This is a genomic window from Kriegella aquimaris (genome assembly GCF_900103215.1).
In the GTDB taxonomy this organism is placed as follows: Bacteria; Bacteroidota; Bacteroidia; order Flavobacteriales; family Flavobacteriaceae; genus Kriegella; species Kriegella aquimaris.
In genome coordinates this window covers 523,444-543,993 of the sequence record NZ_FNGV01000001.1, presented here as the reverse complement: position 1 = coordinate 543,993, position 20,550 = coordinate 523,444, and the positions used below count along the sequence as shown (strand labels likewise).

The following is a 20,550-nucleotide window of genomic DNA, read 5'->3' as shown; positions in this document are numbered from 1 at the left end:
AGCAATCAGTCAATAATAGGGGTATTGACGGCAAAATTATTCTCCTTATCATATCATATTTTAAATGATACAACAAAGAAAGAGTAACCTACACATGTATACATTTACATATGTAAAGAAAACTAGCGCTTACTATTTTGGCTTCTAATTCTGCTTAATTGTGTTGGGGTAATACCGAGGTAGGAGGCAATATGGTATTGGTTGATCAGGATTTCTAAATTCGGGTGGTCTTTTTTGAAGATTTTGTAGCGCTCTTTTGCTTCGAGAGTTACAAGTTCAATTTCACGTTTCTCTTTTATCGAAAACTTGTATTCTGCTATAATTCGTGCAAGACTTTCAAATTTCGGGTAATCTTTATAAAGTGAAGTGAGTTGTCTGAAATCAGCAACCAAAAGCGTGCAGTCGGTTAGACATTGAATATTAATTAAATTTTTTTTCTTCGTGGTTATTGATGAATATGCTGCTACAAAATTTGAAGGTGTAAAAAATGTTTTGTTGTATTCATTTCCCGTTTTATTGCGAAAAAATGCCCGTAATACTCCATTTGAAACAAAAGCTAATTTTGATGAAAATTCTCCTTCTTTGGCAAAATAATCGTTCTTTGTGAGTTGCATTTCAGAAAACAATGAAATGAAAACTTCCATTTCACTTTCTGTAAAAGAGATTAATGCTTCCAAATATATTTTTAATTCATTCATCTTTGGTTAAGGTGTTCGATTTTATGAATTATTGACAACGCTTAAACATTGTCGGAATTGGTTTTTTCTTTATTCTGGTAAACATTAGGATCAAATTTTTCCATATATATTTCGGGTTTGTGTAGTTTAGTAAATCCGTATTTTACATAGAGCCATTCCGCTGTGCTTGTCAATAGAATCCATCGTCTTAAATCTTGTAAATGGTTATGTTCCATAATTGTTTCCATAAGCCATTTGCTCAACCCAAGTCCTCGATATTCTTTTAAAATAAAAATATCTCCTAGATATGCGATAGTAGAAAAGTCAGAGATGACTCTTGCATAACCAATTAATTTTGAGTCAAGGTAAATTCCGAAATTCAAGGAGTTATTTATTGACTTTTTTACTTTATCCAATGAAATTCCATTACTCCACCCAGATTCGTTGTTCAAAAAATTGTGAATCAATGAAATGTCCAATTTGTTGTTGTCAGTTGAAATCAGATATTCGTTTTTGTATTTTTCTACAATCTCCAATTTAGTTCAAGTTTCTTAAATTGATGCGGGTGCCCGAGCTATGAGTAGTGCGGGAGTGCGTAGGCGTTTCCTTTCCCCGGCGCACATAGCTATTTCTAATTGTTTTGATTTTTCTCTTTTTCTTGTTTAAAGTTAAATTAAAAATTACGCGTCAGCGAAATATTCAATTTAGTGACTTTATAAATATAAACAGACCTTTTGTTTTTGCCTTAAAGTCTGCATTATATTTATGTTGTGTTGTTAGCCGTTTTCTTCCATGTAACGATTCCGTTTCTATATTCCCACTTCTGATTTGTTGGAATTTTTCGAAATCCATTTACCAACTTTATTCTATGTTTCGAGATTTTAATTCTTCCTCTAATACTTTGATTTTTTTTGCGTTTTTTATAAACGGATAGGTTAGAAGTAATGGGAAGAACGCAAAAAAACCAAATCCGTTCTTAATTGTACTAAATACAAAAATGCCTATACAGACGCCAATAAGTGTTGCATTTGCTATTTTGTTATGTTGTATTTTCTTTTTTTCTTTAAGTAACTCCTCGTTAGTTGAATCTGCGAATTCCTCTTTTTCCATTTTTCTAATATTATATACTTTTTATCGATTTGATGGATTTTTTTCTCAAATGTTACATCCTAAAATACGGCTACAGATTAATAATTGTTTTTAAGCGGTATATTGGTGCACGTAATTAGGTGTTTTATACTCTAAAGATAAATGTAATCTGTTGTTGTTATACAATTTGATTGCGTTTTTGGTCGCTTTCTTGGTGTGAACCGCACTGGTAAAGGTCTGGTTGAGATAGAATTCTTCTTTAAGTATTCCGTTGACACTTTCTGCCATCGCGTTTTCGTAACAATAGTTTTCTTCGGTCATACAGATTTCTATTTTCTTTCTTTTCAATATCCGTGTTACAGTATTGAATACCCCTGTCCGAATGATGGATAAGCCGGTCGGTGTTCTTGGCGTTGTAAATGGTTTTGTTAAGAGCGCTAAGGCACCCATTGAGTTCCGGGTTATCGCTCGGGTCATATCCAACGATCTTGCGTGAACATATATCCGTTATGGGGGCTAGATAACAGAATCCGCATAGGTTATGTCAGAGGCTTAAACCTGATCGGACCTATCTATCTTCAAGTCTTTTATGATGTTACCATACGTGTGGAACCTGTGATACGAATTGGTGGTTCTGGAAGCATATTTTTTTTTACGAGCAGTTCATTTTCTATCAGGATATAGAATAGCTGGTTCCTACCTATTTTCGGGTTCACTTCTAAAAAGTCTTTATGTAACGACTTCATGAGGTTTGGTATGATTATATTCTTTCACAAGTAGTTTTTAACGCTCCAACGTTTTGATAGCGAGCTCAAGTGATTACTTCATAGTTACAGATCGGCATTTTCTTCATATAGTTGGCTAACCATTTCTATATCTCCCCGTAAATGGCCCTTAGTATGCTCCTGCCAAGAATCAACTAAAATTTTACTTGTGGCATTACATGCTTGTAAACCATAGGAATATGGTCGGCACCCAGCAGTGTGTGTAAAGGTAATATCGTGAATCTTCTCGTTAGCATTTCCATCTTTATCAATTATTCGATAGGCCGCATCGATGTCAATACCTCCCGTATAAAGAAAAGTATCACAACCGCGGACAAAGACCTCCCGCTCTGAATGGCCACTATCCAATTGGTCAATGGCAATTACAGAATTAAATTTGGCCCTTGCTTTTCTAACCATATTATTTTCTATCAATGATTTAAAAGGATAATTTTCTAATCCGATATCTTTCTGACCGGCGCAATTAATAAAAAGATTATATTCGTATTTTTTAAAATTCCCGTCATTTTCCTCTATTTCTATTACCGTTTTATTTCCGTTACCGTCTTCATCCATAACAGTTACTCTGCCCGCTACCATGTCTATACACCCAGCTTCCTCCAATGCCAGAAGTATATGCGCTGATGATAAAGGTAGGGCTGCAATTACGTTCATTAGGAATGGCATGACCTTCTTCTTCAAAAATAAATAATCTTCTGCGGGTAGTAGCTCGGCGTGAAAATTCAAGCAATACATTAAGTCGTCCAATGTCTCCTTCCAATGAATTGGTCGATTCTGTTCTACCGATATTTTTGCCCCGACCAATTCCTTTCGCATCCCCTCAAAAGAGTCAAAGTACTCATGGCGCTCGGACATCATGTCCACAAACTTCTCAAAACCAATCGTGGGATTTTTTAGTTGTTCCACAATCGATGGAATATTATCCTTCGTAAATGCTTCTATAAGTGCAGCTCGGCAGATGGTATCGAAATAGGTTTTTAAACTTAGAAACCCCATCTCATCCACAATTGACATAATTTGTTCTCTATCGGTATGGCGATAAATTTCCCGCATGGCATTTCGTTGCTCATATTGTAGGTGGGGAAGCCAGCCCTCAGCTGAATGCATGACCAATTTAAAGTCTTGAGCATTCTCGTATTTATCAAAACGTAGCCCATTTTTGTACTGCACGAATTTCCCGTGGCGATGTGCGAGCGATGAAACCACATCAAATGCACTTAATGAAGCGCCCAATGTTCCAACAGTGAAATTGAACAGGGAATTTTCTTTAGGAAGAAGCTTATGAATTGGCCAGGGAGAGGCATAATATCCCTTGTTCGGCTTGTCATCTTCGTTCCAATAATGTCCCGTCGCTATTACTACCTTGTTAAATAGTAAGGTTTCTTTACCCGAACCGGTCGCTATAATCTCTAAATTTACTCCCTTTGGTTTTATATCAATGATTTCGGTTCTAGGCAACTCTACAACTGTCAAGTTTGATTCTCTTAATTTGCCAATCAATGTACAATACTGTGAGTGCAGGTATTTTCCCAAAGCAATCCTACTATAAACTTCGGAATCTTTAATTGGCCTTTCGAAAATATTTAATGCCCTTAGGGTTTCATCATCTTGTAAGCGAAGCCAATCGCCAAAAGATTCCATAAGTTCGGTAATCTCTTCGGACGAAATATTGGACATATTATAAATATCTGTAGTTGCTGGATTATAAGGCATGCCCATGCCCAGCGTATCCGACTTCTCAAATATGGTAATACTTTCCACACTCGTTTGGACAAAATCCTGTGCATCGCTTAGATGCTTTAAAAAGTAGATAGCAGTCGCACCAGAACCAATAATCGCAAGTTTTGTTTTTTCCTGTTTCACTTCATTTACCATTAGCCTACCAAATTAATTATGTTTGCAACGGAAAATCAATTCCTTATGAATATCAATGCTGCGTATCCCGGTATGTTAATCTTACTTGTCACCGCCTTATTATCCGTTGGAATCGCTGCGACTTCCATAGCATCGACATCTAAATCGGATAGGGAATCATCGTATTTTTTGTCCGTACTATTTAAATACAACTGCCAATCACTGCTTTCGATTCCTATTCCGTAATCTTCGTAATCGACATGGCAAAAATTTAAGATAACCATCACGTCACTACCGCGATGGTAGGCCAATATTTTAGTTTCTGGGTTGAAATGAACTATTTCCGTTTCTTGTTCCCGTAGCCCTGTGGCGCCGGCATTTTCCCCTGTGCGAAGCTTGATAATGCTTCCTACTAGCTCCGTAATTCCTTTGAGACGTTTTTGTTTTTTCCAATCTAAAGCCTCCGTGTCTTGGAAATATTCGTCCTCTATAAATTCCTGCCCCTGAAAAAGCATTGGTATTCCCGGTGCTGTTAGCGTGAGGATTATGCCCAGCAAAGCACGCTTCTTGGCAAACACACTTTCAGCATCACCTGGTTGAATTTCTTCGGGTACCCTAGCTTTGCCATTGGCAACTTCATCGTGTGATTCGGTATAGATGACCCGCCTAAAAGCATCTCCGCTATAGCTATGTTCTAAAGCATCAACAATTTTCTGTAGATCCCGTGTATCATCATGCGTATCTATGAGCGCCTCCCTAACTGGATGTACGAAATTCATATCCCATTGTGAGCCATACCCAATGCCGCCCGATTCAATGGTATTGGTTACAAAGTCATGTCCTTTAAGATCTTCGGCAATAGTGAGAACATGCGGATATTTCTCCTGCAGTTCGGTATTGATTTCGCGCATCATCTGATTGCCTTCCTCGATGGCGTTGTCTTCCCCGAGTCCTCCGTCTTCGAAGCGTATGTACGACGTGGCATCCAATCGTAATCCGTCGCAACGGTATTTTTCAATCCACATTAGTGCATTGTCGCGCAGGTATTGTCTTACCTCTTGTCTTCCATAGTCTGGGCGGGTATCGCCCCAGGGCGTTTCCCTACGATGATCGTTATAGAAATAGATTCCCCCTTTGTCGTTCTCGCTCCAGCCATCAAATTGCCATAAATCTACATCCGATGGTCCGAAGTGATTATATACAACATCCATTATTACGGCAATACCGGCCTTATGCGCCTCTTTAACAAGTTTTGCCAGGCCTTCCGGCCCACCATAGTCTTGTTCAATCGCAAAAGGGTGTGCAGGGTTATAACCCCAAGAAATTGCTCCTGCGAATTCTGCCACGGGAAGAAGCTCAATGCAGTTTATACCAAGATTTTTTAAATATGGTAACTTTTCAATTACATCTTCAAACGTTCCGACTGTATCAGGATCTTTTCGATTAAAGGTGCCAACATGTAATTCGTAAATAACTAGGCTGTTCCATGCTGGAATTTGAAAATCGTCGCCTTCCCAATCAAAATCAAGGGTTTTGATAACCGAGTTGCCATTACTGTTAGTTACTTCAAAAGCATATGGGTCATTACGTTGCAACCTCATTTCACCATTATGAATTAAATATTTATATTCATGCCCCTCCTTGGCCTTCTCCGTAGTTGTCGACCAATATCCGTTTTCTTCATGCTCTAATTCGAGATCATCTTCCTTCCAATCATTAAAATCCCCAATCACAAAGATTCTTTCCGCATGGGGAGCCCAGACCCTAAATGTGGTATGCCCTTCTTTAAGCACAGCACCCATTCCCGCTGATTTGACAATCGTATTTTCCATAGACATATTTATTAACTTATTAATTTGATGTCAAATTTAATGTCGATTTAAATACGGCCTCCAATATGGCATTGGTATAAATAACTCAAAAAGTAATTTGTTTGCCCCGAAAGGGTTGACTGCAAGTATGTAAGATATTATGATGTGCCTACTGGCTGAGTTACTGGTGATTTTTTGTGGACGTATTCCTTACAACAGTATTAGGATTCATTTATTCATAAATTTTCAATCATCATCTGCTAGAGAAAGTTTATATCTTTCGTAATAATCGGTAGCAAAGATTTACAATTTGAAGATACATTACAATGGTTTAAGATTATTGAATATTATTGAAGGTTATTTAGTCAATACCTAGTCACATATTTCTTCTTGAGGTGTAAATAGTTAACATTTAAGGAAATAGCAGGGGTATGTTTCCGCTGCTATTTCCTCTAATCACACACTTTAATTGCTAATGCTACTGCCTGAATAATTCGATATGTGAATGTTAATCCGCATAATTGATAATAGCTGTACCCCCCAAACTATTACTCCTAATTGAATTAATGGTCCTATCCAATGCTTTCATAAGAATATCGAATGAATATGGTTTATGTAAGTAACGGTTTGCGCCCATTTCAAATAAACTCGAAATCTTTTCAATATCATAAACGTTTGAATAGACCACGATTGGCACGTTTTTAAACTTAGCGTTATCGCGTATTTCAATTAAACATTCTTCACCATTCTTTTTGGGCATCAAGAGATCTAAAAAAATTATATTAGGTAATTTATTAGTACTCTTCAAAATTGTTATGAGCTCGTCACCGTTGTTAAATAGTGTAACGTTACTATTCTTATCAATTGCCGATATGGCATCAGTAAATATTTTCTGATCGTCCTCATCATCTTCTGCCATATAAATTAATAATTCTTCATTTTCTTCCATCGTATTCTATCCTTATTAATTTAACCTCCAATTATTTCACCGCCATTGATATGTATTACTTGCCCGGTCATATAACTACTGTCTTCGCTCGCCAAGAAAACATAAGCAGGCCCAACTTCCGAGGGTTGCCCTGGCCTGCCCAGTGGCACATCTTTTCCGAAATTTTCCAAATCATCACCACTGAATGTAGCAGGTATTAAGGGTGTCCAAATAGGTCCGGGTGCCACGGCATTAACCCTAATATTTTTAGGGGCTAATGATTTTGATAAACTTCGAGTAAAGGAAACGATAGCACCTTTGGTGCTTGCATAATCAATTAAATGTTCAGAACCACGGTATGCAGTTACTGAGGTGGTATTAATTATGGTGTCACCCTTTTGCAGATGAGAGATTGCGGCCTTTGCTATATAGAAATAAGCATAAATATTGGTAACAAAAGTTTTATGCAAATTTTCTGAAGTAATATTCTCGATAGCTTCGGTCGGAAATTGCATCGCTGCGTTGTTGACCAAGATGTTCAATTTTCCAAAATGAGCAATAGTCTTATTTATAGCGCGTTTACAAAATTCCTCATCCTTGATATCACCTTTTAACAGTAGGCATTTAACACCTTCAGCTTTAATTTCATTTTCGGTTGCTTCCGCATCTTTATCTTCGTTTAAATATACTATTGCAACATTTGCACCTTCTCGGGCGAAATGTATTGCGGCACTCTTACCGATACCACTATCGCCCCCAGTAACAAAAGCTACTTTGCCCGTTAACTTATTGCTACCCCTATAATTTTTTCTAATGGTTAGTGGTTCGGGGTTCATTTTAAATTGATCTCCAGGTTGCCTAGTTTGCGCTTCGCTCTCTTTAACTTTTATATTTTCCATCGTCATATTGTGTTAAGTTTCTTAATCTGTGAATTCAAATTTATTTAGGTACGACTATCATCAGTGTGTAATATGGGAAAGAAGTACCCTTAATTTAATTGAAATTTAAGCCGCTATTTTCCTACATTCCTCTGCACAAGCTAAGCATGACGCAGCACAGGATTTACAGTGCTCATGGTCATGTGCCTGGCACTGCTCCGCACACCATTCGCACATTTCAGCGCAAAGGGCAGCGTATCGTTTGGAAAAGGGACTATCCGCAATCATAAGCTTAATACAGACTAAACAAGCATCGATACACTGAACACAACATGAGGGGCAATCATTCATACTTTCCTTTCCACTCATTTGAATCAAGCAGTTTTGGCAATCCGTAAAGCATTGTTGACAAGCTTCTATGCATTTCCGATATTTAGATAACATGATATTATATTTTTAGTTGAACATATTTTCATCTATAAAATTATGGTGGGTGCTTCATACATATTTGCTCAATTGCATTGAAGTTGAACGTTATACATTTTAGCGGCACAGATGGATATTTGGCTATTGCAAATTAGAAGCAATCATTATCTTACCTATGTAATTGTATTATCTGGGCTCAACGGGATGTGAATTCACTTATTGTGATATTCATCGATGGCTAATGGAGGTATTTGGATAGTCATTTAAACTAATCTTGATTTACATCTTTCGTCATCCATAAGTTGAAAGATCTCGCTTGCTTTCGTGAAGTAGAGAGGTGCTACAGTGTTTTTAGAAACGAACCCTATATTATGGTGGAAATCAGGAAATCATAAGGGTAAATATTCAACTACCTTCTGGAAGGTTTTAGTCAATAATACGTTTTGCACAGAAGATTTAACCGATGTTTTTCTACATCAGGCTGTGTTTTTGCGATACCTAAATATTAAAAACAGCATGAGAATATTTAAGAGTGCTGAAATACCATTTGTAATTATTATTGGTAAGTCTGATTTTAAAATTCCATACAGGGTCCAAAGCAATACACCAATAGTTATAATAAAAAACATTTTAGGGGAAACATCATCCACTTTTCTGGATTTCCAGGCTTTGATAATTTGGGGTAAGGCCGCCACTGTGGTAAAAATACCAGCGAGTGTTCCAATAATTTCTTCAAACTCCATAAACTATCGAATTATTTATCGATGATTTTGTTTAGTGTAATTGTCGTTTAGTTCCAATTATCACAACAAACTTAATGCGTTTATACTAGAGTTTACTGCTTGTGAATTTTTAATTATATCTCATATAGCTGAAATCTTTGTTCATTTGATTTTTTGTGTAAAAGCTCCAATAGGTAACGTTAATTTTATTGTTAAAATCCTTTTCATTTTCAAATTAAACTGTGGAAATTATAGCGATATCGTTGTTTGGAATCTTTGGGTGGAGAGGGTTACCTCATAGTTATTCTAATCCGTCAAAGAACAAATGGTATTGGTTTTATATATAATAGATTGTAGCACATATTTTTTTTGGGAATTGCTGCTTTTTAATTTAATCTGAAGACTTTTTTATTGCTTTGATATACTTAAATACTCACCGTAAAATCCAGAGGTAGTACTGTAGCTTAATTTTCTACGAATCGGCTCTAAAATCTAAGTGGGTAGCAGTCAAGCTGCTCTTCAGATGAATATGTTCCGAGAGAAAAGCTGGATAGCCCATTGACTGATTTAAGTTGAGTTCTGAATCGCACAAAATTTTGGAAATCAGGGAGGAATTGAGTTCAATGCAGGTTGCGCCGAACCATTCCAGTCCGAAGGTGTACCATGTCTCGCCTTGCACGCTAAGTTTAGAGTATTCTAGTTGACAACCTTCTTCAACTATTTGTGAAGAAGAAAACAGTCTTGTATTGCCGTTGCTTTTGGTTATCTGTACAGCCATCCTTTCTTTGGAAATTGATATCCATCTTTCGTACTTACCTTGGATTACCTTCGACAAAAGTTTATCGTTAGTATCTGCTTCAAAACTCCATTTGATCCAATTCTCAAAAGAGCCCCATGCATTGGAATTCAGACAACCTTTTGAGCGCACACCGATACGCTGTTTGACCTCTATTTCTCGGCCTCTGAGCTTCACACTGAGGCTGTCGTTTTTCAAAGATAAATATATATCTTCACGTTTATCGGGGGAACCCAATTCAAGGCTTTCAAACCACATTTTAATAGGTTTATTTGCCTCTTTGAAGAACCATCGTATTTCTTTCGTTTTAAACATAACTCCAAATATTTTATTAGTAAAAAGATGCTTTTACAGAAAAGCCTGTATAGATTGAATAAAATAAATCTAAAGATTTGAGAAATAGGTTTCTATAATCCTAATTCTGGTCTGTTGCTTCTTGAAGGTCGTTTTATCGATGATTATTCGGGTTTGTTGGGTTTGTCTGCTTGTTTCTTCTTAATTTTCCCTAGTCATCTGAATTATTTACTTTTTTTAAACTGAAAGCATATCCATTACTAGCTTTTTCAAATCAAAATGTCCATTTCGAAGTAAGGAAGTTGCTTAAAACCTTGTAATAATACTGTGTAAATTGTATAATCCGCAGATAAAAAGAGACATAGGTGAATGCCTATAATCATTACAATGCCTTAGACCGTTCCTCCAAATCTTTAATGTTTTTAATTAGGGCGAGGCCGCTCTCTATTTTGAGCATCTGATTCCGCAATATAATTGCCGTAGTGGTGGGCAAACTGATTTCCCTTAAAACCTCCTCGTATTCCTCAACGGCTGCCCTTTCGCCTCGAATCGATTCTTGCAACATAGCCTCATCGGAATTGCCAAAGAACGATTTGATGTCTATCCATGCTCGGTGTGCCGCTGCAGTTGCGCTTCCGGATTCGTCGAAGTCTTTGCCGAGGGTAACGATTTCTGATTTGAGTTCTTCTGCAAATGCCCTTCGTTGCAGGGCTTTTTCATTAAAATAGGCTGAAAGAATTCTGTTTTCCGTATTGTTGGCCGCATTGCCAAAACCCTTCTCGGCATCGCTATTTTTTTCTAGAATTCCATTTAGCCTATCGGCCAGTTCTTTTGTGTATGTTCCCATAATATCTGAGTTAAAAATTAAATTGAAGATATATTTTTCAATTCTTATACCGTAGTCCTAAAAATTTTAAAATTACTCCAATAGATTTTGCATGATAATCTACTATGGTCAAAAAAAAGTAGAATCAAAAGTCGCTAGCCAACAGTTGGAACTTTTTTTGAAAATAAAATACCTGTAAAGTCAATAGTTTCCTATGAATGAATCTTAAAATTAAGGAGGTGAAAACAATTCAGAAGACCTTGGTACCGATTCTCATCCCTTTATAGAATGGGTTTTGTAAGGAAACAAGCAAGACGTTCCACAGTTTGTCTATGGAAAAAGACTAAAATCAGATTTCTAATGAATTTTTCTAAAGTGGGGATAAGAACTTAAAATGTTGTACATATGTTGTACATAGAAATAAAAAATGGGCTTCCAATTGCATGGAAGCCCATTTTTATTGGTAGCGAGAGGGGGACTTGAACCCCCGACCTCAGGGTTATGAATCCTGCGCTCTAACCACCTGAGCTACCTCGCCGAATAAATTTTCAATATATAACTACAATGCAGTGAACAACACGCATTCACTTTATCGTTTTCAACTTGCCTAGCTCTAAAATAGCACCATTTAACTTGGCCGGCTTGGCGGCAAAAATCAAATTAAATGACTTGGCCTTCTGTTTAAACGGCTGCAAATATAAAATTTAATTTCGGGTACATCAACATAAGTAGATTAAAAAATATTCTTATGTAAATATTTTTTTATCATATTTAAATATATATATTGCCCATTGTAAATACCTTTTTGAATGAATGATAAAATTAAATTTGAACTTGAGTTCGTAGTACAGTCTTCACCACAGATGTTGTATCAGTATTTGTCTACGCCGTCAGGTCTGTCAGAGTGGTTTGCCGACAACGTCAACTCAAGAGGTGAAATATTCACTTTCATTTGGGATGGATCGGAAGAAGAGGCCAAACTATTAAAAAGAAAAAGCGATGAATTTGTGAAATTTGCGTGGGCAGAGAACGATGATAATAGTTTTTTCGAAATGAAAATTATTGTTGATGAAATTACAAAAGATGTCTCTTTGTTCATAACCGACTTTGCCGATGAAGATGAAGTAGATGAAGCCAAAATGCTTTGGGAGAATCAAGTATCAGACCTAAAACAAGTATTAGGTTCTAAATAGTAACTTTTCTGAAATGATAATATAAGGCCTTGATTTATCAAGGCTTTTTCATTCCCGACTTTTATCCTCTTTTATTAACACAGGCATACCCTACTAGGTTTGCGCTCCTTTTTTAGCTAGTATTTTCTAGCCTATAAATTAAACAAGAAATAATAATTGCAGGAAGATTGATTTTAAAAACACAACACCGAAGATGAGCGGAGAGATTAATTTTAACGGAGACTTGCACGCGAGAGAGTCATTGTACCTAAATCATGAAAATCGGGGTTTACGCTATGGTGATGGTCTTTTTGAGACACTGCGTGTCATTCATGGCAAGATAATTTTTTGGGAAGATCATTACCTTCGCCTTATGGCTTCGATGCGTATTTTACGTATGGAGATTCCAATGAGTTTTACAATGGAATTTTTAGAGGAAGAGTTACTGAGAACACTACGTCAAAATGCATTGATCGACAAACCGGCAAGAGTACGTTTAAGCGTGTTTAGAAACAATGGCGGCTTGTACACCCCACTGACCAATGAAATATCGTATATCATAGAAACTGTAGCGTTAGACGCGGCATTTTACCAAATAAGCGATGGTCGGTACGAGGTTGAATTGTTCAAAGATTTTTATCTTAATTCCGATATGCTTTCTACGCTAAAGACCAATAATAAAATATTGAACGTAGTGGGCAGTATCTTTGCCAAAGAGAACGGATATGAAAATTGCCTATTGTTAAATCAAGACAAACAGGTGGCAGAAGCTCTAAACGGTAATATTTTCTTGGTCAAGAACGGAGTGATTAAAACGCCTCCCTTAAAAGATGGTTGTTTGAACGGGATAATTCGAAAAAAGGTTATGGAAATCGTGACCAAAACGGAAGACTATACTTTAGAAGAAACATCCATTTCACCTTTTGAACTACAAAAAGCCGACGAACTTTTTATCACCAATTCGGTAGTCGGTATTCGTCCAATAACCAAATATCGAAAAAAAGAGTTCGAGAGAGCCGTAGCGACACAACTGTTGGGTAAACTAAATGCTTTGGCGAGATTGACTTAAAACCAAGGGCGCTATCGCTAAATTAATTTTAAAAAGGGCTCTTAGTTTAAACTTGGGTTTTCAGGGGCATTCGACCACAAAAGATAGTTTCCGCCCAATTCCACCATTTTTTCTTTCCAAAAGGCATTGGAAGACTTTTGAATGATGGCGCTTTGGTAATCGTTTATGACTACGACCCATGATTTTGAAGTCAATTCTTGGTCTAATTGAAGTGAAGACCAGCCAGAATAACCTAAAAAGAAACGAATATCATCTTCTGAAATTACTTTTTGGTTGATCAGGCTAACGGTATCGTCAAAATCTCCACCCCAATAAATTCCATCCGATATTTCGATGCTATTGGCAATCAAATCAGGAACTTTGTGAATGAAATAAAGATTGTCTTGCTCGACCGGGCCTCCATTGTACACTTGAAAAGGGATTTCTATCTCTGTGATAAGGTCGCTAATGTTATATTCCAAAGGTTTATTAAGTATAAACCCTACAGAACCTTCTTCGTTGTGTTCTGCTAAAAGTACGACTGACCGGTTAAAAGAAACATCACCGGTAAGGGTTGGTTCCGCAATTAGAAGTTTACCTTTCTCTGGTTTCAAAATCACCATAATAAATGGACTTGTTGTCTCTAAAATAAGACAATTCTTATTAAAAGCAAAAAGAGGGAGTAAAAAAAAGCGTCTCTGTTAAGAGACGCTTTTTCAGTATTCAATACTTAAGACTAGTTTACTGAACTAGCTAACTCAGAACCTGCTTTAAACTTTACTACGTTTTTAGCGGCAATTTGAATAGTTTTTCCAGTTGAAGGGTTTCTACCTTCTCTTGCGTTTCTTTTTGATACGGCCCAAGATCCAAAACCTACCAAAGATACACGGTTTCCTTTTTTAAGGGATTTTTCAACATTCCCCAAGAAAGATTCCAAAGATTTTTTTGCTGCTGCTTTAGTAATGCCAGCATCTGCCGCCATTGCGTCGATTAATTCTGTTTTGTTCATAATGTAAATAAATTAATTGTTGTTAAAATATTAAACCTTAAACAAATTTATATGGATTTCCCTGCAACGCAAGTAAAATAGGGGGAAATTGCGGTTTTTGTTGATAACTTCAGGTGTTTGTTAATAAAGTAGGGTTTTTTTTACGTTTCTCGCAGCCCAATGATAGTGGGGGTTTAGACAACATGGGCAGATTCTGATAAATTAAGTCCATTTAATACCTCGCTGGTCTTCATTTTTCTTTTTCCCGGTAATTGAATTTCAGTGGGCATAATAAAGCCATTTTTTATAGCAATTTTCAGCTCTTTCTTATCAGAAATAATCGACCCTATACTTAAGGTATGGTTTTCCATAATTTTTGTGGCGCCATATATTTTAAGGAACACATTTTCGTCTCCGTTCACCAGTGTTGTCCATGCAGCGGGGTACGGACTGAGCCCGCGAATGTGATTGAATATTTCGTCAAGAGATTTTTTCCAGTCGATTTGACACGTTTCCTTATGAATCTTATGGGCTGTTTTTAATTCGGTGGTTTGATTTTGTTTCTTTTTGTGCACACTTCCATTCTCGATTTGTGCGACGGTTTTTAAAACTAAGTCGGCTCCTAAAAGCATCAATTTGTCATGAAGGGTACCCGCAGTGTCGTTTTCGGCGATGTCAGTTTTTTCCTGTAAAATAATCTCCCCAGTATCGATCTTGTCATCTATAAAGAACGTGGAAACCCCTGTCTCGGTCTCTCCATTAATCAACGCCCAATTGATCGGGGCCGCACCCCGATAGTTGGGTAAAAGCGAGGCATGTAGGTTAAAAGTACCATGTTTCGGCATGGACCACACTAGTTTGGGTAGCATACGAAAAGCAACAACAATATGTAGATTGGCCTCCAGTGATTTAAGTTCTTCCAAGAACCCAGTATCTTTGAGGTTAGTGGGCTGCAAAATTTGAAGATGCTGCTCGACGGCATATTTTTTTACAGCAGATTCCTGTAGTTTCCTTCCCCTACCGGCAGGGCGGTCGGGCGCAGTGACCACGCCCACAACATTGTATCCTTGAGAGACTAAGGCTTTCAAGGTCGCTACTGCAAAATCGGGAGTACCCATAAATATGATTCGTAATTTTTCCATGTACTTATATTTTTTAACTAGTTGTCTTTTTATTCGTTGGCCTCATTGATCAAACACCATTTTGAGAGGGGCGTGGTTTTTTTAAAATTGGTATCAAGCGCGATAGCGTTCGTACTCGTTTCTTGTATTAATTTTGATTATGCCATTCGCCAGAAGCTGCTTGATTACATCAAGAACAGCGTGTTCTGGGTGGTTTAATACAGCAATCAATTCACGGGAGGTTTGGTTCTTAGCCTCCAATAAGGCTAAGATATCGTCTGAAATCGATTTTGAAGTGACATTTTCCTGTTTTAACCGATTTACGCATACGTCACAAATACCACAATCCGTTTCCTTGTTCTCTCCAAAATAAGTAAGTAGTTGTTTGCTTCTGCAAATGTTATCATTCTTGGTATAGGCTAACATATCTTCAACCTTATCTGCCTTTAGCTGTTGTTGCTGTTTTATTTTATGGGCAAATACATTGATGGTTCGGTCGTCTTCCCTCGGCACTAAGAAAGTAATGCTTAAATCATTTTGCTGGGCTACATATTCAATGATATTGTCGTCTTGCAATTGTTTCAAGACAATTTGAACCTTTTCTTCTGGCATCGCGGCCTTTTTCGAGAGTAGGGAAGTATTTATTTTGGTGTCATAATCAAAAATGCCCCCATACGTTCTTAGTATAGTCTGTATGGCGGGGGCAATGGCTTTGTGCTTTTCCAAATAACTGAATAACTGATCTTTGGTTGTTACAAAACGTACGGTGGTTCTTTTCGAAAAGGATTCGGACAATGAAATGACCGAATTTTGATCAAGTATGCGCAAGGCATTGTAGGTCATCAATATTTTTAAGGAATAGGTTTCGCAGAAATTGTTAAAGTTCAATTGATACATTTCGTCATACCCTTCGCCGTAAGATATTTGAAAATAGTTGTTTAGTCGCTTATAAATCTCTTTGAGATAAGGCACATCGGGTAAAACACTTAAATATTGGTTTCGCACCTGAGATTCATCGGCTTTATTGGTCAAAAGTACAGCCATAGCAGGCTCGCCATTTCGACCGGCCCTACCTGCTTCCTGAAAATAGTTTTCAATACAATCGGGAACCTGATAATGAATGACCAATGACACGTCTGCTTTATCAATGCCCATTCCGAAGGCATTGGTGGCCACCATAATTTGTACCTTGTTATGAAGCCAGGCGTTTAACTTTTTCTCCTTGTCCTTTTTATCGATTCCCCCATGAAAATAATCGGCGGAACAATGGTTTTGGTTCAAATAATTTGCCAACTCTTGGGTTAAGCGTCTTGTTCTTACATATAATATAACACTGCTACGAGCCTTTGAACAGAGTATTTTTAAACGATAGTGTTTGTCTTCGCTCCATATGACAGCAAAGGCGATATTGGGTCTTGAGAATGAATCCTTAAAAACAAGCGGGTTGTTAAATTGTAGGTTAGACACGATATCTTTGGCTACCTGTTCCGTGGCCGTGGCGGTTAACGCTATGATGGGTGCATCAGGCGCGAGTTCCCGTAATTTTGAACATTCTAAGTAAGCGGGTCGAAAATCGTGTCCCCATTGCGAGATGCAATGTGCTTCGTCTATTGCAATGAGATTGACATTCATTTGCTGAATTCGTTCTTGTACGATTTCTTGGTGTAGCCGCTCAGGAGATAAATACAGAAACTTATAATTGCCATACACGCAATTATCAAGCAAATTATTGAGTTCGTTAAAAGGTATACCGCCCGTTAGAGCAATAGCTTTTATATTTCGTTGACGTAAACTGTCTACTTGATTTTGTATCAAGGCAATTAAAGGCGATATCACTATACATATGCCTTCTTTTGCCATAGCAGGAATTTGGAAACAAAGTGATTTCCCTCCACCTGTAGGCAAAAGCGCAAGTACATCTTGCCGGTTCAATACGGCCTCGATTATTTTTTGTTGTGACCCTTTGAATTCCGAATAGCCCCAGTATTTTCTTAGAATTTCCTTTGGGCTTTCTAACATTATATTTTGTTTATCCAATCTAAAATAAAGTCCACTCTGTCGGCTACACCGATTTTAGGCACGCTTACAGGGTCATAACCAAAATTTCTATAAACTTTGGCAAGACAGGCATCGATTTGAATTGATTCTTCAAAATTTTCGAACCGTTCGGTATCCACGGTATGAATTTCTTGCCAAGGAGGCATAAGAAATACAAGATCGTACCTAATTTCTTTGCCGGCCCGTTCAAATAATTCACCATAAGGTTGTCCGAAACATTGCATATACCCCATAATATCAGGAACACCCCTATCAAAAAAAACTATTTTTTCTTTAGATTCTGCTGCAGACCTGTATTGGGCGATACGTTGTTCTAGAAGGTTTAGATTGAACTGTAAAGGGTCGGAAACCGAGATAATAGGGTTTGTGGCGAATGCTTCAGAGTCTTCTTCAAAAAGCTTGTCGGCCGTCATTTTGCGAACGACTTCCTCCATACAATGAAAACCTTGCTGTTCAAGTTGTTGAATGACCGAAGTTTTTCCAGTACTAGGGCCACCTGTTATTACAATTTTTTTGTGATTCAATAGTTAAGTATATAATAAGTGCAAAAGTAATCAATAGCGGTTAGGTTTAAAAATTGTGGTTTTAGCTTTATCTTTGAAAAAAAATTACATGGAATCTGAAAAATCGGAAGAGTTTTATATCAGGTTGAAAGAACAACTGGAAGAGACCACGAGCTGGCCCGCAGATTATTTATATAAGTTTATCGTATTGACCGATGTTGAGAAAATAAACAAGATCCACGACATTTTTAATAATACTGGAGCCGTAATCGAATCGAAAAAATCGAAAAAGGGTAAATATACCAGTCTTTCAATAACCGTTAACCTAAAAAATGCAGAAGAAGTGATTGTGAAGTATAAGGAAGTAGGGTTGGTAGAAGGGGTAATATCCTTATAAAATAGTTTTTAACCTAAAAATTTCTTATTTTGCGGTCTCTATAGAGCACTTTCCAAGATATATTTTAAGCATAAATACTTCAATTTGAATTTAGTAGAAAACCTAGAGTACAACACCGAGCGACCTAAGCTCATTATACCGGAATATGGAAGACATTTTCAAAAAATGGTCGACCATGCCGTATCCATTAAAGACGATGCGGAACGAAATAAGGTTGCCCAAGCCATTATAAGTGTAATGGGCAATTTGCAGCCCCATTTAAGGGATGTCCCCGACTTTCAGCATAAGCTTTGGGATCAATTATTTATCATGTCCGATTTTAAATTGGATGTAGAATCGCCTTTTCCGATAACTTCCAAAGAAGTGTTGCAGCAGCGACCGGAAGCCCTTGAATATCCGCAGAACTTTCCGAAATATCGATTTTATGGAAACAACATCAAGCGAATGATCGATGTGGCCGTAAAATGGGAAAAAGGGGATATGCGCGACGGACTTGAATATGCGATTGCCAATCACATGAAGAAATGTTATCTCAATTGGAACAAAGATACCGTTGATGATAAAGCCATTTTCAAACACTTGTTTGAATTGAGCGATGGGCAGATAGATTTGGCTGCAGAAGGTGAAAACCTGACGGATAGTGGACAATTCTTAAAAAACAAAGGAATTAAATCTACACGCAGTAGCACCACGAGCTCTGGCAAGAAAAATCAAAGAAACAATAACCGCGGCAAAAAACGCTACTAATATTCTCAATCTTTCATGGGAACATTTAAAATTGAGGGAGGTCACCGTCTATCAGGTGAAATAACTCCCCAGGGTGCTAAAAATGAAGCATTGCAGATTCTCTGCGCTGTTCTTTTAACCCCTGAACGAGTAACCATAAACAACATTCCCGATATCGTCGATGTCAATAAGCTTATTGCGCTATTGCAAGATTTGGGGGTGAAGGTCCAAAAGGAAAAAAAAGGGTCGTATAGCTTTCAAGCCGATGAAATCGATTTGGACTATTTGCAATCTGCAAAATTTAAAGAAGACGGAAGAGGCCTTCGTGGGTCGATAATGTTGGTAGGTCCTTTGTTGGCTCGTTTCGGTAAGGGATATATACCAAAACCCGGTGGTGATAAAATAGGCCGTCGTAGATTGGATACCCATTTTGAAGGATTCATCAACCTAGGAGCCAAATTTCGGTACAATAGGGAAGAGCATTTTTACGGTGTAGAGGCAGAAGAACTAAAGGGTACTTATATGCTTTTAGACGAAGCTTCTGTAACCGGTACGGCAAATATTGTTATGGCGGCTGTATTGGCAACCGGAAAAACAACGATATATAATGCGGCTTGTGAGCCTTATCTGCAACAACTATGTAAGATGTTAAACCGCATGGGCGCCAAAATTTCAGGTGTTGGTTCTAACTTATTGGAGATTGAAGGAGTTAAGGAACTTGGTGGTACCGAACATACCATGCTTCCTGATATGATTGAGATCGGAAGTTGGATCGGGCTTGCTGCAATGACCAAGAGTGAACTGACCATCAAGAATGTAAGTTGGGACGATTTAGGTCAAATTCCTACTATTTTTAGAAAACTGGGCATTACCATCGAACGAAAAGGTGATGACATATTTATTCCCGAGCATAGTGATGGCTATATCATTCAGAACTTCATAGATGGATCGATTTTAACCATCGCCGATGCACCATGGCCTGGGCTTACTCCTGATTTATTAAGTATCATCTTAGTAGTGGCCACGCAAGCTAAAGGTGAGGTTTTGATTCATCAAAAAATGTTCGAGAGTCGTTTGTTCTTTGTTGATAAATTGCTGGATATGGGAGCCAAAGTCATTCTTTGTGATCCCCATAGAGCTACGGTTATCGGTCATGATTTTAAATCGACCTTAAAGGCAACGACCATGACCTCTCCTGATATTAGAGCGGGCGTATCACTTTTGATTGCAGCGCTATCGGCCAAAGGCACCTCGATTATTCATAATATTGAACAAATCGATAGGGGCTACGAAGATATTGACACGCGATTAAGAGCTATTGGTGCCAAAATCGAAAGACTCTAATCTACGATTGTTTTTTAGGTTATTTAGTTGGTGATTTTTGCTGGTAATAGTTTCACACAGCTAAAAACGTTCCTAACTTTTCTTTTTTGCCTTATAAAGAAAGGAAA

The 20,550-nt window shown here is 37.6% G+C and carries 22 protein-coding genes and 1 tRNA gene; 5 read left to right on the top strand and 18 right to left on the bottom strand.

The window, feature by feature from the left end:
- Positions 1-122: 122 nt before the first annotated feature.
- The 13 genes from BLS33_RS02330 to BLS33_RS02270 form a co-directional block, all read right to left on the bottom strand.
- A complete protein-coding gene (locus BLS33_RS02330; RefSeq protein ID WP_089884863.1) occupies positions 123-698 on the bottom strand; it encodes a Crp/Fnr family transcriptional regulator in 576 nt (191 codons plus the stop codon).
- A gap of 41 nt (positions 699-739) precedes the next feature.
- Positions 740-1,213, bottom strand: coding sequence for a GNAT family N-acetyltransferase (locus tag BLS33_RS02325; protein ID WP_089884861.1), 474 nt, complete (start codon positions 1,211-1,213; stop codon positions 740-742).
- A 325-nt stretch (positions 1,214-1,538) separates the two neighbouring features.
- Positions 1,539-1,787 (bottom strand): hypothetical protein, encoded by a 249-nt coding sequence (locus tag BLS33_RS02320; RefSeq protein WP_089884859.1) that lies wholly within the window; start codon positions 1,785-1,787, stop codon positions 1,539-1,541.
- A 90-nt stretch (positions 1,788-1,877) separates the two neighbouring features.
- Complete coding sequence (locus BLS33_RS25395) at positions 1,878-2,114, bottom strand: integrase core domain-containing protein (RefSeq protein ID WP_394330893.1); 237 nt, start codon at positions 2,112-2,114, stop codon at positions 1,878-1,880.
- Positions 2,026-2,253 carry a hypothetical protein gene (locus tag BLS33_RS25390; RefSeq protein WP_394330892.1) on the bottom strand — a complete coding sequence of 76 codons (228 nt, stop codon included), beginning with the start codon at positions 2,251-2,253 and terminating at the stop codon, positions 2,026-2,028. The genes BLS33_RS25395 and BLS33_RS25390 overlap by 89 nt, the downstream gene beginning before the upstream one ends.
- Positions 2,254-2,596: 343 nt before the next feature.
- Positions 2,597-4,426 (bottom strand): FAD/NAD(P)-binding protein, encoded by a 1,830-nt coding sequence (locus BLS33_RS02310; protein ID WP_089884855.1) that lies wholly within the window; start codon positions 4,424-4,426, stop codon positions 2,597-2,599.
- A 35-nt stretch (positions 4,427-4,461) separates the two neighbouring features.
- Positions 4,462-6,237, bottom strand: a complete 1,776-nt coding sequence (locus BLS33_RS02305; RefSeq protein WP_089884853.1) for an alpha-amylase family glycosyl hydrolase — start codon at positions 6,235-6,237, stop codon at positions 4,462-4,464.
- A gap of 487 nt (positions 6,238-6,724) precedes the next feature.
- Positions 6,725-7,165 carry a response regulator gene (locus BLS33_RS02300; protein WP_089884851.1) on the bottom strand — a complete coding sequence of 147 codons (441 nt, stop codon included), beginning with the start codon at positions 7,163-7,165 and terminating at the stop codon, positions 6,725-6,727.
- 20 nt (positions 7,166-7,185) lie between these two features.
- Positions 7,186-8,043, bottom strand: a complete 858-nt coding sequence (locus BLS33_RS02295) for an SDR family oxidoreductase (protein ID WP_089886173.1) — start codon at positions 8,041-8,043, stop codon at positions 7,186-7,188.
- A gap of 881 nt (positions 8,044-8,924) precedes the next feature.
- Entirely contained in the window at positions 8,925-9,191 is a 267-nt protein-coding gene (locus BLS33_RS02285; RefSeq protein WP_089884848.1) for a SemiSWEET family sugar transporter, read from the bottom strand.
- A 451-nt stretch (positions 9,192-9,642) separates the two neighbouring features.
- A complete protein-coding gene (locus BLS33_RS02280; protein WP_089884846.1) occupies positions 9,643-10,281 on the bottom strand; it encodes a hypothetical protein in 639 nt (212 codons plus the stop codon).
- A gap of 361 nt (positions 10,282-10,642) precedes the next feature.
- A complete protein-coding gene (locus tag BLS33_RS02275) occupies positions 10,643-11,107 on the bottom strand; it encodes a ferritin-like domain-containing protein (RefSeq protein ID WP_089884845.1) in 465 nt (154 codons plus the stop codon).
- A 440-nt stretch (positions 11,108-11,547) separates the two neighbouring features.
- A tRNA-Met gene (locus BLS33_RS02270) sits at positions 11,548-11,624 on the bottom strand.
- 271 nt (positions 11,625-11,895) lie between these two features.
- Between BLS33_RS02270 and BLS33_RS02265 the strand changes: the two genes are divergently transcribed.
- Entirely contained in the window at positions 11,896-12,279 is a 384-nt protein-coding gene (locus tag BLS33_RS02265) for an START-like domain-containing protein (protein ID WP_089884843.1), read from the top strand.
- A 193-nt stretch (positions 12,280-12,472) separates the two neighbouring features.
- Complete coding sequence (locus tag BLS33_RS02260) at positions 12,473-13,327, top strand: aminotransferase class IV (protein WP_089884841.1); 855 nt, start codon at positions 12,473-12,475, stop codon at positions 13,325-13,327.
- Between the two features lie 41 nt (positions 13,328-13,368).
- On the opposite strand, the gene BLS33_RS02255 is transcribed toward BLS33_RS02260, so the two are convergent.
- The 5 genes from BLS33_RS02255 to BLS33_RS02235 form a co-directional block, all read right to left on the bottom strand.
- Entirely contained in the window at positions 13,369-13,929 is a 561-nt protein-coding gene (locus BLS33_RS02255) for a YqgE/AlgH family protein (RefSeq protein WP_089884839.1), read from the bottom strand.
- Between the two features lie 113 nt (positions 13,930-14,042).
- Positions 14,043-14,315, bottom strand: a complete 273-nt coding sequence (locus BLS33_RS02250; protein ID WP_089884837.1) for an HU family DNA-binding protein — start codon at positions 14,313-14,315, stop codon at positions 14,043-14,045.
- A gap of 173 nt (positions 14,316-14,488) precedes the next feature.
- Positions 14,489-15,436: a methionyl-tRNA formyltransferase gene (fmt, locus tag BLS33_RS02245; protein ID WP_089884835.1), complete on the bottom strand. Its 948-nt coding sequence runs from the start codon at positions 15,434-15,436 to the stop codon at positions 14,489-14,491.
- A 93-nt stretch (positions 15,437-15,529) separates the two neighbouring features.
- Positions 15,530-17,434: a RecQ family ATP-dependent DNA helicase gene (locus BLS33_RS02240; RefSeq protein WP_089884834.1), complete on the bottom strand. Its 1,905-nt coding sequence runs from the start codon at positions 17,432-17,434 to the stop codon at positions 15,530-15,532.
- A complete protein-coding gene (locus BLS33_RS02235; protein WP_089884832.1) occupies positions 17,434-17,997 on the bottom strand; it encodes an AAA family ATPase in 564 nt (187 codons plus the stop codon). Before BLS33_RS02235 ends, BLS33_RS02240 begins: the two co-directional genes overlap by 1 nt.
- 88 nt (positions 17,998-18,085) lie before the next feature.
- Between BLS33_RS02235 and BLS33_RS02230 the strand changes: the two genes are divergently transcribed.
- The 3 genes from BLS33_RS02230 to murA all read left to right on the top strand — a co-directional run bounded on the left by BLS33_RS02230 (position 18,086) and on the right by murA (position 20,443).
- Positions 18,086-18,373, top strand: a complete 288-nt coding sequence (locus tag BLS33_RS02230) for a DUF493 family protein (RefSeq protein ID WP_089884830.1) — start codon at positions 18,086-18,088, stop codon at positions 18,371-18,373.
- A gap of 84 nt (positions 18,374-18,457) precedes the next feature.
- Positions 18,458-19,120 carry a DUF4290 domain-containing protein gene (locus BLS33_RS02225; protein ID WP_089884828.1) on the top strand — a complete coding sequence of 221 codons (663 nt, stop codon included), beginning with the start codon at positions 18,458-18,460 and terminating at the stop codon, positions 19,118-19,120.
- A 15-nt stretch (positions 19,121-19,135) separates the two neighbouring features.
- Positions 19,136-20,443 carry a UDP-N-acetylglucosamine 1-carboxyvinyltransferase gene (gene murA, locus BLS33_RS02220; RefSeq protein WP_089884826.1) on the top strand — a complete coding sequence of 436 codons (1,308 nt, stop codon included), beginning with the start codon at positions 19,136-19,138 and terminating at the stop codon, positions 20,441-20,443.
- Positions 20,444-20,550: the final 107 nt, after the last annotated feature.

Bases quoted from the DNA above. Each gene is read 5' to 3' on its own strand.
- BLS33_RS02285 (WP_089884848.1), bottom strand. From the start codon at position 9,191: ATGGAGTTTGAAGAAATTATTGGAACACTCGCTGGTATTTTTACCACA.
- BLS33_RS02250 (WP_089884837.1), bottom strand. From the start codon at position 14,315: ATGAACAAAACAGAATTAATCGACGCAATGGCGGCAGATGCTGGCATT.
- BLS33_RS02280 (WP_089884846.1), bottom strand. From the start codon at position 10,281: ATGTTTAAAACGAAAGAAATACGATGGTTCTTCAAAGAGGCAAATAAA.
- BLS33_RS02305 (WP_089884853.1), bottom strand. From the start codon at position 6,237: ATGGAAAATACGATTGTCAAATCAGCGGGAATGGGTGCTGTGCTTAAA.
- BLS33_RS02330 (WP_089884863.1), bottom strand. From the start codon at position 698: ATGAATGAATTAAAAATATATTTGGAAGCATTAATCTCTTTTACAGAA.
- BLS33_RS02255 (WP_089884839.1), bottom strand. From the start codon at position 13,929: ATGGTGATTTTGAAACCAGAGAAAGGTAAACTTCTAATTGCGGAACCA.
- fmt (WP_089884835.1), bottom strand. From the start codon at position 15,436: ATGGAAAAATTACGAATCATATTTATGGGTACTCCCGATTTTGCAGTA.
- BLS33_RS02295 (WP_089886173.1), bottom strand. From the start codon at position 8,043: ATGGAAAATATAAAAGTTAAAGAGAGCGAAGCGCAAACTAGGCAACCT.
- BLS33_RS02300 (WP_089884851.1), bottom strand. From the start codon at position 7,165: ATGGAAGAAAATGAAGAATTATTAATTTATATGGCAGAAGATGATGAG.
- BLS33_RS02320 (WP_089884859.1), bottom strand. From the start codon at position 1,787: ATGGAAAAAGAGGAATTCGCAGATTCAACTAACGAGGAGTTACTTAAA.
- murA (WP_089884826.1), top strand. From the start codon at position 19,136: ATGGGAACATTTAAAATTGAGGGAGGTCACCGTCTATCAGGTGAAATA.
- BLS33_RS02230 (WP_089884830.1), top strand. From the start codon at position 18,086: ATGGAATCTGAAAAATCGGAAGAGTTTTATATCAGGTTGAAAGAACAA.
- BLS33_RS02275 (WP_089884845.1), bottom strand. From the start codon at position 11,107: ATGGGAACATACACAAAAGAACTGGCCGATAGGCTAAATGGAATTCTA.
- BLS33_RS02265 (WP_089884843.1), top strand. From the start codon at position 11,896: ATGAATGATAAAATTAAATTTGAACTTGAGTTCGTAGTACAGTCTTCA.
- BLS33_RS02260 (WP_089884841.1), top strand. From the start codon at position 12,473: ATGAGCGGAGAGATTAATTTTAACGGAGACTTGCACGCGAGAGAGTCA.
- BLS33_RS02240 (WP_089884834.1), bottom strand. From the start codon at position 17,434: ATGTTAGAAAGCCCAAAGGAAATTCTAAGAAAATACTGGGGCTATTCG.
- BLS33_RS02310 (WP_089884855.1), bottom strand. From the start codon at position 4,426: ATGGTAAATGAAGTGAAACAGGAAAAAACAAAACTTGCGATTATTGGT.